The 12,428-nt window shown below is 68.9% G+C and carries 12 protein-coding genes; 4 read left to right on the plus strand and 8 right to left on the minus strand.

Going from position 1 to position 12,428, the window contains the following annotated elements:
- Positions 1 to 37: 37 nt before the first annotated feature.
- The 7 genes from IEY36_RS02430 to IEY36_RS02460 all read right to left on the minus strand — a co-directional run bounded on the left by IEY36_RS02430 (position 38) and on the right by IEY36_RS02460 (position 6,367).
- Entirely contained in the window at positions 38 to 1,009 is a 972-nt protein-coding gene (locus IEY36_RS02430; RefSeq protein ID WP_188965309.1) for an N-carbamoyl-D-amino-acid hydrolase, read from the minus strand.
- 74 nt (positions 1,010 to 1,083) lie between these two features.
- A complete protein-coding gene (locus tag IEY36_RS02435) occupies positions 1,084 to 1,698 on the minus strand; it encodes a glutathione S-transferase family protein (protein WP_188965310.1) in 615 nt (204 codons plus the stop codon).
- Positions 1,699 to 1,723: 25 nt separating this feature from the next.
- Entirely contained in the window at positions 1,724 to 1,924 is a 201-nt protein-coding gene (locus tag IEY36_RS02440) for a hypothetical protein (RefSeq protein WP_188965311.1), read from the minus strand.
- On the minus strand, positions 1,921 to 3,678 hold the full coding sequence (locus IEY36_RS02445) for a flavin-containing monooxygenase (RefSeq protein ID WP_188965312.1): 1,758 nt from the start codon (positions 3,676 to 3,678) through the stop codon (positions 1,921 to 1,923). Before IEY36_RS02445 ends, IEY36_RS02440 begins: the two co-directional genes overlap by 4 nt.
- Positions 3,679 to 3,757: 79 nt before the next feature.
- Positions 3,758 to 4,702 (minus strand): N-carbamoyl-D-amino-acid hydrolase, encoded by a 945-nt coding sequence (locus IEY36_RS02450; protein WP_188965313.1) that lies wholly within the window; start codon positions 4,700 to 4,702, stop codon positions 3,758 to 3,760.
- A complete protein-coding gene (locus IEY36_RS02455) occupies positions 4,699 to 4,983 on the minus strand; it encodes a hypothetical protein (RefSeq protein ID WP_188965314.1) in 285 nt (94 codons plus the stop codon). The genes IEY36_RS02450 and IEY36_RS02455 overlap by 4 nt, the downstream gene beginning before the upstream one ends.
- Positions 4,976 to 6,367, minus strand: a complete 1,392-nt coding sequence (locus tag IEY36_RS02460) for a dihydroorotase (protein ID WP_188965315.1) — start codon at positions 6,365 to 6,367, stop codon at positions 4,976 to 4,978. Before IEY36_RS02460 ends, IEY36_RS02455 begins: the two co-directional genes overlap by 8 nt.
- A gap of 117 nt (positions 6,368 to 6,484) precedes the next feature.
- Between IEY36_RS02460 and IEY36_RS02465 the strand changes: the two genes are divergently transcribed.
- Together IEY36_RS02465 and IEY36_RS02470 are read left to right on the plus strand one after the other, a co-directional pair.
- Complete coding sequence (locus IEY36_RS02465; RefSeq protein ID WP_188965316.1) at positions 6,485 to 7,351, plus strand: phosphonopyruvate hydrolase; 867 nt, start codon at positions 6,485 to 6,487, stop codon at positions 7,349 to 7,351.
- A gap of 158 nt (positions 7,352 to 7,509) precedes the next feature.
- Positions 7,510 to 9,036, plus strand: a complete 1,527-nt coding sequence (locus tag IEY36_RS02470) for an MmgE/PrpD family protein (protein WP_188965317.1) — start codon at positions 7,510 to 7,512, stop codon at positions 9,034 to 9,036.
- Positions 9,037 to 9,046: 10 nt separating this feature from the next.
- On the opposite strand, the gene IEY36_RS02475 is transcribed toward IEY36_RS02470, so the two are convergent.
- Entirely contained in the window at positions 9,047 to 9,682 is a 636-nt protein-coding gene (locus IEY36_RS02475) for a TetR/AcrR family transcriptional regulator (RefSeq protein ID WP_188965318.1), read from the minus strand.
- Positions 9,683 to 9,773: 91 nt separating this feature from the next.
- On the opposite strand from IEY36_RS02475, the gene IEY36_RS02480 reads away from it, so the two are divergent.
- Together IEY36_RS02480 and IEY36_RS02485 are read left to right on the plus strand one after the other, a co-directional pair.
- Entirely contained in the window at positions 9,774 to 10,856 is a 1,083-nt protein-coding gene (locus tag IEY36_RS02480) for an HlyD family secretion protein (RefSeq protein ID WP_188965319.1), read from the plus strand.
- Positions 10,853 to 12,421 (plus strand): DHA2 family efflux MFS transporter permease subunit, encoded by a 1,569-nt coding sequence (locus IEY36_RS02485; protein WP_188965320.1) that lies wholly within the window; start codon positions 10,853 to 10,855, stop codon positions 12,419 to 12,421. Before IEY36_RS02480 ends, IEY36_RS02485 begins: the two co-directional genes overlap by 4 nt.
- Positions 12,422 to 12,428: the final 7 nt, after the last annotated feature.

Genomic DNA, 12,428 nt, shown 5'->3' on the forward strand with positions numbered 1-12,428 from the left:
ACGCGTGGTTGCCGCCAACCCTCTGCCCCAGGTGCGGCTATTCCGCCGCCCGCGCCGGGGACCACACCGCCGGCGGCTCGCTGCCGACCTGCGCGGTGATGCGGCCATAGGCCTCGGGCCGGCGGTGCTTCTCGAAATTGAAGATGGTGGTGCGGCCGAGGTCGCACATGCCGAGGTCGGCTTCCGCGACGATCAGTTCGTCGCCCCAGGAGGTCGCCTGGGCCATGATCTCGCCCTGCGGATTGACGATGATGGAATGGCCGAACAGCTCGTGGCCGTCCTCGGTGCCCGCCTTGGCGGTGGCGACGGCGAAGCAGGCGTTCTGGTAGCAGCCGGCCTGGATCGTCAGGTGCGAATGGGCGACGCGCAGGTGATGCGCCTCGAAGCCGCGGTTATCCATGTTCAGCGAGGGCGTGTTGTAGCCGAGCATGACCAGCTCGACCTGCTGCAGCCCCAGCACGCGCCAGGCCTCGGGCCACCGCCGGTCGTTGCAGATCAGCATGCCGACGTTGACCTCCTGCCCGGCGACCGGGGCGCGGATCACCGGGAAGCCGAGATTGCCGACCTCGAAGTAGCGCTTTTCCAGATGCTGCACCTTGCGGATCGGGTCGTAGTCCTTGTGCCCGGGCAGATGGACCTTGCGGTATTTCAGCATGATCTCACCGCCCGGACTGACGAAGACGGCAGTGTTGTAGCGATGGCCATCCGCCGTCTTCTCGGCATAGCCAAGATGGAAGGCGATGTCGTATTTGCGCGCAGCCTCGAACAGCGGCGCGGTCTCGTTCGACGGCAGCGCCGATTCGTACCAATGGTCGGCCTGAGCGATGTCCTCCTCGTACCAGCGCGGGAAGAAGGTGGTCAGCGCCAGTTCCGGGAAGACGACGACCTGCGCGCCCATCCGGTGCGCCTTTTCCATCAGCCGCACCATGCGGCCGACGGCGGCGTCACGGCCCTCGGCCTTCTGGATGGGGCCGAGCTGGGCGGCGGCGAGGACGAGGCTGCGGGTCATGGGCGGGAGCTCCGAATGGCTCGGCGAGTCCTAACCATCCAGGTCCGCTCGGTCGAGGCCCGGCGGCACTGCCCTCAGGCCTCACGCGAGAGAACCCGGCACACGGCGGGACGGGCCATCATGCGTGCCCGATGCGCGGTGTAATGCACCAGCGCCTCCATCGGCAGGCCGGCCCTTAGCCCCCAGCCGTAAAAGACGAAGGCATAGCCATCGGCAAGCGTATAGGTGTCGAAAAGCCAGACCCGCCCGGCGAGCCGAGCATCGATGTCACGGCAATGCTCATGAAAGGTCGCGAGGCCGCGCTCCCGCACCCCGGTTTCGCCCACCGGGTCGCCGGTGAAGCGCTGCGGGGCGAAGAAATGCGAGAAGGCCGGGTGCACCGCGGTGGCAAAAAGCGCCATGATTGCCAGTACCTGTGCCTCGCCGGCCGGATCGGGTGGCAGCAGCGCCGCCGCCGGATTGCTGCGCGCGGCGTAGAACTGGATGGCGATGTTCTCGACCAGGACCGAGCCATCCGGCAGGCGCAGCGCCGGCACCTTGCCGCGCGGATTGATCGCGAGATAGGGCGGGCGGCGATGCTCGCCGGCATCCTCATCGATGCGCTGCACGTCGAACTCGATGCCGGCTTCCTCGAGGGCGATATGAGCGGCAAGCGAGGAGGATCCCTGCGCATAGAACAACCGGTGCACCCGCTGCCCTCCACCTCGCGCCGCCTCACCGCGGCTCGATGATCGCCGCCCCATGCTTCAGCCGCGCCCGGGCGGCGGCGGCGGAAAGCGCTTCCTCCCAGGCTTCCAGCATCAATTCCGCAAGGTCATCGGCCGCCGGGCGCGTGCGGGCGATGCCGAGCGTCTCGCCGCGCAGCGTCACCACGCGGAAGAAGCCGGTCTGCTCATCCTGGACGACCTCGATCACGCGACCATCCCCAATTCCCGCGCCTTGATCTGCAAGGCCAGCACCTTCGAATAGATGCGGCATTGTGCCAGCCCGCCGGCATGGAACCACAGCCCATTCTGGCCGGTGGGGCGCCACATGCCGTGCAATTCACCCTCGTCGTCGAAGCCCCAGACCTGCCCGACCCGATCGCCCACCGCATCGCCGAACAGCCGCCGCGCCGCCGCCGCCTGGCCCTCATACCCGGTGGCGAGCACGATGAGGTCGGCCGGCGTCACCGAGCCATCCTTCATCACCGCCCCGTCAGGCCCGAAGCGCTCGATATCGGCGAACTGCAGCAGCCCGACGCGGCCATCGATGATCATCTGCGAGCAGCCGGCATCGAAGTAATACCCGCCGCCCCGGTTCTGATACATGATCTGCCAGCCGGTATCGTCCTCGCCGAAGTTCAGGCGGAAGCCGCGCCGTTCCAGTCCCTCCAGCAACGCTTTGTCGGCCTGGCGGTTCATCACCACAATGCGCTGGTGCGCCCGCCGCATCACCGGATAGGGGAAGGAGGTGGCGAGCAGGTCCTTGTCCTCGAAGCTGATCTCCTCGTCGTAAAGCATGTAGGGCGCCTGGGCTTCCTTCAGGCTGACCACCAGCGAGGGGCGGTTCTGGATGATGCTGACCTCCGCCGCGCCCGAGACCGCAAGGTCCTGCGCCACGTCATGCCCGGAGGTGCCGGTGCCGAGCACCAGCGCCCGCTTGCCCGCCCAGTCGCGCCCGCTGCCGAGCTTGCTGGAATGGCGCACCGCGCCCTTGAAGTCCTTCAGCCCCGGAAGGTCGGGCATGATCGGCGTGGTGGAGACGCCATTGGCCATGATGATGTGGCGCGGGCGCATCCGCCGCGTCAGGCCATCGGCGCGCCGCAGCGTCACCTCCCAGCATTGCGCCGCCTCGTCCCAGGACCCGCCGGCGAGTTCCGTGCCGGTCCAGACATTCAGCTCCATCGCCTCGGCGTAGAGCTCGAACCAATTGGCCAGCATGTCCTTCGGGATGAAGACCGGGAAGGATTTCGGGAAATGCATGTAGGGCAAATGGTTGACGCGCGTTTCGTTGTGCAGCGTCAACGCGTGATAACGCTGCCGCCAGCTGTCGCCGATGCGCGGGTCGCGGTCCACCACCAGCGTATCGACGCCGAGCAGCCCCAGCCGCGCCGCGACCGACAGCCCGGCCTGCGCCGCACCCACCACCAGCACCGCCGGGTCGCGGGCGGCATAGGCACGCGCCTTGTTGCGCCGGTCGAGCCAGTTCTCGCCGCCGAAATTCCGCTTCCAGTCGACATCCCGCCAACGCTTGCCATTGGCCGGATCCTCATGGCCGCGGATCTCCTCCAGCGAGGTCATCAGCGTCCAGGCGCGCGCGGCGCCGCCCTCAGTCACCAGGCGAACCACGCCCGTACAGGGACCTGTCGCGGTCTCGAAGGTGAAGATGGCCTCGATCGCCTCGGTCCCCGCGCGGGTGACGCGGTGCGGCGGGGTGCGGTCCATGGCAAGGGCGAGACCGCGCGGTGTCGTGGCCGCTAGCCTCGGCAGCAGCCGCCCGGCGATCGCCGCCGCCCCCGAGACGGTGCGCAGGTCCCAGGTGAAGGCGAGGATGTCGCGCCAATGGCACTCCGCCCCGAACAGCGCGGCGAGACGCCTGGCGTCGGCGGCTTCGAGCGCCGCCGCGAAATCCGCGATCCAGGCCCGTGCCGCAGCCTCGGTCGATGTGCCGGTGAGGATGCCGTCCATGGCGCCGCTTCCTCCATCCCTATGATTGTTGGGACGGAGTTTGGGCGCCACGCAACGGCGCGGCAAGCGGCGCGCGCGGTCAGGCCGGCGGGACGGCGCCCACCTGGTCGATGATCGGCCGATACCATTGCGGCCGGCGATGGGCGGCGAAGTTGAACATCTTCTCCTTGCCCTGGCGGCAGGCGTCGAGGTCGGCATCGGCGACGATCACCTCGTCGCCGAGCGTCTTCGCCTCGGCGACGACGATGCCATTCGGGCTGACGATCACCGACCCGCCGATCAACCCGGAGCCATCCTCATTGCCGGCCTTGGCGACCGAGACCGCCCAGGTCGCATTCATATAGGCATTGGCCTGCGCGGCGAGCGTCGAGTGGAAGGTGCGCAGCGAGGCGTCCTCGGTGGTCCCGCCCATCGGGTCATAGGCGGCGGAGTTGTAGCCGATCAGCATGAGCTCCACGCCCTGCAACCCATAGACGCGCCAGCCTTCCGGCCAGCGGCGGTCATTGCAGATCAGCATGCCCATGATGGCGCGGCCCCAGGATTCCGGCCCACGGAAGGCCGGGAAGCCGAGATCGCCATACTCGAAATACCGCTTCTCCAGCTGCTGGAAACGGTCGCCGATGCGCGGTTCCACCGTGCCTGGCAGATGGATCTTGCGGTACTTGCCGAGGATCGTCCCATCCGGCCCGACGGTGATCGACGTATTGAAATGCTGCCCCTGCGGGGTGAGTTCCGCGAAGCCCACATACATGCCGACGCCGAGCGCCTTCGCCCGGTCGAACAGCGCCTGGGTGTTCGGCCCGGGCATCGATGTCTCGAACCAGGCATCGACCTCAGCCTGCGTCTCAAACAGCCAGCGCGGGAAGAAGGTGGTGAAGGGCAGTTCGGGGAAGACGACGAGCTGCGCGCCCTGGCCGGCGGCATCGTCCAGCAGCGCGATCATGCGATCGAGGATCTGGCGGCGGCTGTCGGCCTTCTGGTTGGCGCCCATCTGGGCGCCGGCAAGGCGGATGATACGGCTCATTTGAAGAGATCCCTGAAATCCTGAAGCGTGCCACCAAACGCGCGCCACACCAGCGCGGCACCAAGACAGAAGCCACCGCCGAGCAGCAGCCCGGGCACGCCTTCGCGCACCCCGGCCTGGGCCGACAGGCTGGCACCCAGCAGGCCAAGCCCAAGCCCGACCGCGATGGCGATCATCGCCGGCCCGAAGCCTGGCTTCTGGCGCGGCGGCGGCGCATCGCCGGCGCGCGAGGGCCGCGGCGGGCGCTTCACCCAATGGCCGGGTGGTCGCTTGTCACTCATCGCCGAGATAGGTCCCGTTGTGCTGGCGCGGCACGAACTGCCCGGCCCCCGGCTTGGCCAGCACCGTCTTGCCGTCCCAGATGCACGCACCGCGCAGCCAAGTCGAGGCAACGCGCGCCGACATCCGCCGCCCGTCATAGGGCGACCAGCGGGCATCCTCGTCGTCCTGGATCTCGCGCGCGTCGAAGGTGAAGTCGCCGGTCTCCATCACCACGAAATCGGCATCCGCCCCGATGCGGATCGCACCCTTCTTCGGGAACAGCCCGTGGAACTTCGCCGGCCGCTCGGCGCAGTACTTCGCCATCAGCGTCACCGGCAGCGAGCGTTCGGTAAGCAGGGTGAACATCAGCGGCGCGAAGGACTGCATGCCGGTCAGCCCGGCGCCCACGGTGAAGATATCACCGGTATAGGTCTTGCGATCCTTCGGCCAGGGCGCGTGATCGGTCGAGACATAGGCGATCTTGCCGGCGGCGAAGGCGTCCCACATGCGGGTGACTTCGTCCGCCGTGCGGAACGGGGGGTTGCACTTGCCGAAGCCCTCGAGGCGGATGATGTCCTCCTCGGTCATGCACAGGTACTGGATGCAGGCCTCGCCGGAGGCCTTGCCGCCCATCCTGCGGAACACCTCGGCGATGTCGAAGCCACGCGCCAGCGATGAATGGGCGATATGGACATGCGCCCCGGTCTCCAGCCCGATCTCGAAGATCTCGAGGTCCGCCATGGTCTCGCACAGCGGCGGGCGGGTGCGGCAATGCCAGATCGGCGAGGTATGGCCGGCGGCCTTCGCCTCCGCCGTCATGCGGACCACGATCTCCTGGTCTTCATTGTGAATGCCAACCATCAGGTTGGTCTTGGCGATCTCGCGAAAGGCGGCGACCATGGTCGGATGGTCGATGCGCGGGAAGCGCACCGGGTCATACTCATATGTAGACAGCTTGAAGGAGCAGACGCCGGCTTCCGCCAGCCCGGCGATGGCGTCTACCCCGCCTTCCTTCCTGATGGTGCCGTACAGCGCCATGTCGACATGCGACAGGCTGTTCACCACCTCGATCTTCTCGGCGAGGATCGAGGCATCGGTGACCGGCCGCGGCACGTCATAGGGCATGTCGACGCAGGTGGTCACGCCACCGGCCGCCGCCGACATCGACGCCCCCTTGATCCCCGGCCAGCCGCGCGAGGAGGAGGTGTGCATATGCCCGTCCACCAGGCCGGGCATCACATACTTGCCGGAGAAATCCACCACATCCTTGGCCGGCGGGATTGCCCCTTCGCCGATCGCGGCGATGGTTTCGCCACGGATGGCGACATAGCCGTCGCGCAGCACCCGGTCGGACAGGACGATGTCGCCGCGGATGACGCGGTCGAAGGGGGCGGCGTCGGACATGGGCTGGGACTCCCGGCAAGAAGGAAGGCGGGAAGCTACCGCCAGCCGCGCGCCATGCCCACCCCGGGCCCGGTTGTCCGTCTTGATGCGATGGCCGCGGCGGTGGAGCATCGCGGCATGCAAACGCCCGCCGCGCTGCTGCGCGCCCGCCTCACCCCCGACAACCCGGCCATCGCCATGTCGGCGCACAATCCGCTCTCCGCCAAGCTCGCCGCCGAGGCCGGCTTCGGCGCCATCTGGGGCAGCGGCTTCGAGCTCTCGGCCGCCCATGCGGTGCCCGATGCCTCGATCCTGTCCTGGGAGACGCATCTGGCCGCCATGCGCGCCATGGTCGAGGTGCAGGACGCCCCGGTCGTCGCCGATATCGACACCGGCAGCGGCAATGCCGTCTCGGTCGCCTACCTGGTGCCGCGCTACGCGGCAGCCGGCGTCGCCGCCGTGGTGATGGAAGACAAGACCTTCCCCAAGGATTCCTCCCTGCGGGTCGGCGGAAGGCAGGAACTCGTGCCGGTCGAGGAATTCCAGGGCAAGGTCGAAGCCGCGCGGGTGGCGGGCGGCCCGCTGGTCATCGCCCGCACCGAGGCGCTGATCGCCGGCCTCGGGCAGGACGAGGCGCTCAGGCGCGGCATCGCCTATGCCGAGGCCGGCGCCGATGCCGTGCTGATCCATTCCAAGCAGAAGACGCCCGATGAGATCATCACCTTCTGCCAGTCCTGGCCCGGCCAGGTGCCGCTGGTGCTGGTGCCGACCTCCTATCCGCAATTGTCCTTCGGCGACATCGCCGCGCTGGGCAAGGTCGGCCTGATCATCTGCGGCAACCACGCGATCCGCGCCGCGGTCGCCGCGATGCGCGACACCTTCGGGCGCATCCTCGCCGAGGGTGGCATCGCGGGCGTCGAATCCCGCATCGCCTCGGTGCGGGACATCTTCGCCCTGCAGGGGGACGACCACATGCGGGACCTCGAGCAGCGCTTCCTGCGCTGATCGCCGAAGACGGCCGGTCGCACGCATCGAAAGGATGCATGGTCGGGCGAAGCGGACGGCATGCCCGCCCTTCGACCGGCCGGATTGGACGATCGCGCCAGACGAGGGCACAAGGCATCATTCGTGCTCTTTAGTGCTCTGTTGAAGGGAGAACGCCCGTGAAGCTCCACCCCGTGAAGGTCCACCCGTCCAAGTCGCTGCTCAAGCGCGAGGACCAGCTCGCCTGGAAGATGGCCGGCGTCGCCACCGACAAGGTGCCGGTCGAGAAAGACGTCCAGGAGATGATCATCAACCGGGTGATCGACAACGCCTCGGTGGCCATCGCCGCGATCAACCGCCGCCCGGTCGTCTCCGCCCGCGGTATGGCGCTCGGCCACGCCAAGAAGGCCGGCGGTGCGCAGGTGATGGGCGTGAAGTCCTCGACCACCGTCTCCCCCGAATGGGCGGCCTGGGCGAACGGCACGGCGGTGCGCGAGCTCGACATGCACGACACCTTCCTCGCCGCCGACTACTCCCACCCCGGCGACAACATCCCCCCCGTGCTTGCCGTGGCGCAGGCGATGGAGAAGTCGGGCAAGGACCTCATCCGCGGCCTCGCCACCGGCTACGAACTGCAGATCGACCTGGTGCGCGCGATCTGCCTGCATGAACACAAGGTCGACCACATCGCCCATCTCGGGCCCTCGGCCGCCGCCGGCATCGGCACGCTGCTCGGCCTGAAGCAGGAGGTGGTGTTCCAGGCCATCCAGCAGGCGCTGCACACCACCGTCTCGTTCCGCCAGTCGCGCAAGGGTGAGATCAGCTCCTGGAAGGCCTACGCCCCGGCCCATGCCGGCAAGCTGGCAATCGAGGCGGTCGACCGCTGCATGCGCGGCGAAGGCGCCCCCTCGCCGATCTATGAAGGCGAAGATTCCGTCATTGCCTGGGTGCTCTCGGGCCGTTCCAATCGCGACGACGTCTATGGCCCGGTCTACTACAACGTGCCGCTGCCCGAGCCCGGTGAGGCCAAACGCGCCATCCTGTCGAGCTACACCAAGGAACACTCGGCCGAGTACCAGTCCCAGGCGCTGATCGACCTCGCTTTCCGCATGCGCGAGCAGATCAGCGACTTCGACGCCATCGAGAGGATCATGATCCACACCTCCCACCACACCCACTACGTGATCGGGACCGGGGCAAACGACCCGCAGAAGATGGACCCGAAGGCGAGCCGCGAGACGCTCGACCACTCGATCATGTACATCTTCGCCGTCGCCCTGCAGGACGGCCGCTGGCACCATGTCGACAGCTACGCGCCCAAGCGCGCCGGCCGCGCCGACACGGTCCGCCTGTGGCACAAGGTCGTCACGACCGAGGACCCGGAATGGACCCGCAAGTACCATTCCAAGGACCCCGACGAGCTGGCCTTCGGCGGCCGCGTCGAGATCCTGTTCAAGGACGGCTCGAAGCTGGTCGATGAACTGGGCGTGGCGAATGCCCACCCGAACGGCGCCAAGCCCTTCGGCCGCGAGGACTACATCCGCAAGTTCCGCACCATCACCGAGGGCCTGCTCACGGCCCGCGAGACCAACCGCTTCATCGAGGTGGTGCAGAACCTGCCGAAGCTGAAGGCGGGCGAACTCAGCGCGCTCAACGTCGCCCTGCCGGCCGGCACGCTGGCCGAGAGCAAGCCCGGCATCTTCTGATGCCGACGGTTCAGGCCGTCCGCGCGGCCTGAACCGTCCCATAGGCGCGGCAGAACACGGCGGCGGCATGCTCCGCCGCCGCCCGCAGCGCGGCGTCATCCGGCACGCCGAGCCCAAGCCCGGCGCGCAGCCAGACATCGCCGCGCAGCAGCCCGGCGAAATCCACCGCCGCCACATCGGCATCCACTGTCGGATCAAGCCGGCCGCGCCGCTGCTCATCCGCCAGCCACGCGGCCAGCGCGCGGCGCCCCGCCATCGGCCCCGCCTCGTAGAAGGTCGCGGCGATCCCCGGTGCGCGCGGCCCCTCGGCCATCACGATGCGGTATATCGCCAGCGTGCCTGGCGAGACGAGGAACCGCAGCGTCGCCGCCCCGAAGCGCGCCAGCCCCTCGCGCAGCGACGTGCCGTGCCCCGCCAACGCCACCGCCTCACGCGCCATGGCGTCGCAGCGTTCCGTCACCACCGCGCCGAACAGCGCATCCTTGCTCGCTATATGCGCATAGAGCGTTGCCTTCGAGACATCGGCCTCGCGCGCCACCGCATCCATGCTGGTGCCGGACAATCCCTCGGCCATGAACAGCCGCCCCGCCGCCGCCAGGATGGCTTGGCGCTTGGCGGCCTGGCGCGGCTTCAAAGGGGCGGTCATGCGGTCCATCGGCTGGCAGGTTTCAGCTTTTTTACTTGCCCCTTTCCGTTCGGCGGCGCAATCAGAAACTGAACTGAACGGTATGGTTCATATGCCTGACGCCCTCCCTCCGGTCTTGCCGACGCGTACCGCCCCCGCGGTCAAGCGCCGTCGCCGGCTGTCCCCGCGCCTTCTCGGCCTGCTCTGCATCCCGCTGCTGGCGGCCGCCGGCGGCGGCTGGTGGTGGCTGCATCGCGGCGAAGTCACCACCGACGACGCCTATGTCGCCGGCGACATCGCGCCGATCTCCTCGCGCATCGAGGGCGACATCGAGGCCATCCTGGTCGCCGACAATGCCACCGTCACCGCCGGCCAGCCGCTGATCCGCCTGGTCGATGCCGATTGGCAGGCGCGCCGCGACCTCGCCGCCGCCGCCGTCACCGAGGCGCGCGCCGCCCATGCCGCGCTGCTCGCGCAGGAAGCCCAGGCACAGGCCAACCTCGATGCCGCCGCCGCCGCCGTGCCGCAAGCCCAGGCCGGCCGCGAACTCGCCGTCGCCGAGGCCGCCCGCTTCGGCTCGCTGGCGGCGAGCGGCGTCGGCTCGCGCGAACGCGCCGAGCAGACCCGCGCGGCGATGCACCAGGCCGATGCCACGCTGGCCGCCGCCCATGCCGGCCAGGCCGCCGCCGCCGCCGCGCTGCCCGTGCTCGCCGCGCAGACCGAGAGCGCCCTCGCCCGCATCGCCCAGGCCGAGGCAAACCTCGCGCTGGCCGAGAACAACCTCGCCTACACCATCATCCGCGCGCCCTTCGACGGCACGGTGAGCAACCGCGCCGCCCAGCTCGGCCTGCATGTGAAGCCGGGCCAGGGGCTGATCTCGCTGACGCCGCCGGCCTCGCGCCAATGGGTGGTGGCCAACTTCAAGGAAACGCAGCTCGCCACCCTGCGCGCCGGTCAGCCCGTCTCGGTGGTGCTCGACGTAACCGGCGAGACGCTGCGCGGCCATCTCGACAGCTTCGCGGGGGCGACCGGCGCGCTGTTCAGCCTGCTGCCGCCGGAGAACGCCACCGGCAACTTCACCCGCATCATCCAGCGCCTGCCGGTGCGCATCGCGCTCGACGACAGCCACGCCATGCTGCGACCGGGCCTCTCGGCGACGGTGACGGTCAACACCGACCCCGCTCCCGCGCCATGAGTGCCAGCGCCGCCCCGGCCACGGCGCCGGTCGGCGCGCGCACCACCCTCGCCTTCTTCGCGATGGTGCTGGGCATGTTCATGGCGGTGCTCGACATCCAGATCGTCTCCGCCTCGATCGCCGACATCCAGGCCGGCCTCGGCGCCAGCGCGGATGAAGCCTCCTGGGTGCAGACCAGCTACCTGATCGCCGAGATCGTGATGATCCCGCTGTCGGGCTTCCTCTCGCGCATGCTCTCGACGCGCGGGCTGTTCGTGATCTCGGCGATCGGCTTCACCATCTTCTCCTTCGCGTGCTCGCTGGCGACCTCGCTGTCGATGATGATCGCCTTCCGCGCCGCCCAGGGCTTCCTTGGCGGGGCGATGATCCCGACCGTCTTCGCCGCCTCCTTCCTGCTCTTCCCCGGCGCGGCGCGGGTGCGCGCGACGGTGATTATCGGCCTGACCGCGACGCTCGCGCCGACCCTCGGCCCGACGCTGGGCGGCATGCTGACCGCGGCGTTCTCCTGGCACGCCTTGTTCCTGATCAACGTGCCGGTCGGCATCTTCATCGCGGTGACGGTGTGGCTGACCCTCGACCTCGACCGGCCGGACCTCACCCTGTTCTCCCGTTTCGACTGGTTCGGGCTCGGCCTGCTCGCCCTGTTCCTCGGCAGCCTCGACTACGTGCTGGAGGAAGGCGCGCGCTGGCAGTGGCTGCAGGACGACACCGTCGCCACGTTTGCCGCCATCGCCGCGGTCTCGGGCGCGCTGTTCTTCTGGCGCAGCCTGACCAACCCGCATCCGGTGGTGGATCTGCGCGCCTTCACCGACCGCAACTTCGCCATCGGCAGCATGTTCGGCTTCATCCTCGGCGTGGCGTTGTACGGCAGCGTCTACCTGGTGCCACTGTTCCTCGGCTCGGTGCGCGGCTACGACGCGCTGCAGATCGGCCAGACCATGTTCGTCACCGGGGCGGTGATGTTCGTCGCCTCGCCGGTGGTGGGCATGCTGTCGCGCCGGGTGGATGCGCGCTGGCTGGTGGCGCTCGGCCTCGCCATCACCGGCATCGCGATGCTCCTGACCGCGCGGCTGACCAACCAGTCGGCGCTGCCGCAACTGTGGTTTCCGCTCGGGCTGCGCGGGCTCGGCATCATGCTGGTGATGGTGCCGGTCACCACCCTGGCGATGGGCACCCTGCCGCCACCGGCGATCAAGAACGCCGCCGGGCTGTTCAACTTGATGCGCAATTTCGGCGGCGCCTTCGGCCTGGCGCTGATCAACACCATGGTGATCGACCGCGGCGCCGCACACCGGCTGCATCTGGCCGAGGGCATGACGACCGGCCGGAACGAGGCGGTGGCGATGCTCGCCCACATGCAGGACGGCATGGCCACGCATGTCCTGAACGGCGTCGATCCCGACCTGGTGGCCTTGCGGCGCCTAGCCATGATGGTGACGCGCGAGGGCAATGTGCTCGCCTACAACGACGCGCTGCTGATGATGGCGGCCTTCTTCGCCGCCGCCCTGCCGCTGGTACTGCTGATGCGCGCGCCGCGCGGCCCGGGGGGCGCCCCGGCGCATTGACAGCGGC

It is taken from the genome of Neoroseomonas lacus, assembly GCF_014644535.1.
GTDB lineage: Bacteria > Pseudomonadota > Alphaproteobacteria > Acetobacterales > Acetobacteraceae > Neoroseomonas > Neoroseomonas lacus.

What these genes read in the sequence shown, in the direction of transcription:
- IEY36_RS02445 (WP_188965312.1), bottom strand. Translation starts at nt 3,678, where the DNA reads ATGGACGGCATCCTCACCGGCACATCGACCGAGGCTGCGGCACGGGCC.
- IEY36_RS02480 (WP_188965319.1), top strand. Translation starts at nt 9,774, where the DNA reads ATGCCTGACGCCCTCCCTCCGGTCTTGCCGACGCGTACCGCCCCCGCG.
- IEY36_RS02455 (WP_188965314.1), bottom strand. Translation starts at nt 4,983, where the DNA reads ATGAGTGACAAGCGACCACCCGGCCATTGGGTGAAGCGCCCGCCGCGG.
- IEY36_RS02485 (WP_188965320.1), top strand. Translation starts at nt 10,853, where the DNA reads ATGAGTGCCAGCGCCGCCCCGGCCACGGCGCCGGTCGGCGCGCGCACC.
- IEY36_RS02430 (WP_188965309.1), bottom strand. Translation starts at nt 1,009, where the DNA reads ATGACCCGCAGCCTCGTCCTCGCCGCCGCCCAGCTCGGCCCCATCCAG.
- IEY36_RS02450 (WP_188965313.1), bottom strand. Translation starts at nt 4,702, where the DNA reads ATGAGCCGTATCATCCGCCTTGCCGGCGCCCAGATGGGCGCCAACCAG.
- IEY36_RS02475 (WP_188965318.1), bottom strand. Translation starts at nt 9,682, where the DNA reads ATGACCGCCCCTTTGAAGCCGCGCCAGGCCGCCAAGCGCCAAGCCATC.
- IEY36_RS02465 (WP_188965316.1), top strand. Translation starts at nt 6,485, where the DNA reads ATGCAAACGCCCGCCGCGCTGCTGCGCGCCCGCCTCACCCCCGACAAC.
- IEY36_RS02460 (WP_188965315.1), bottom strand. Translation starts at nt 6,367, where the DNA reads ATGTCCGACGCCGCCCCCTTCGACCGCGTCATCCGCGGCGACATCGTC.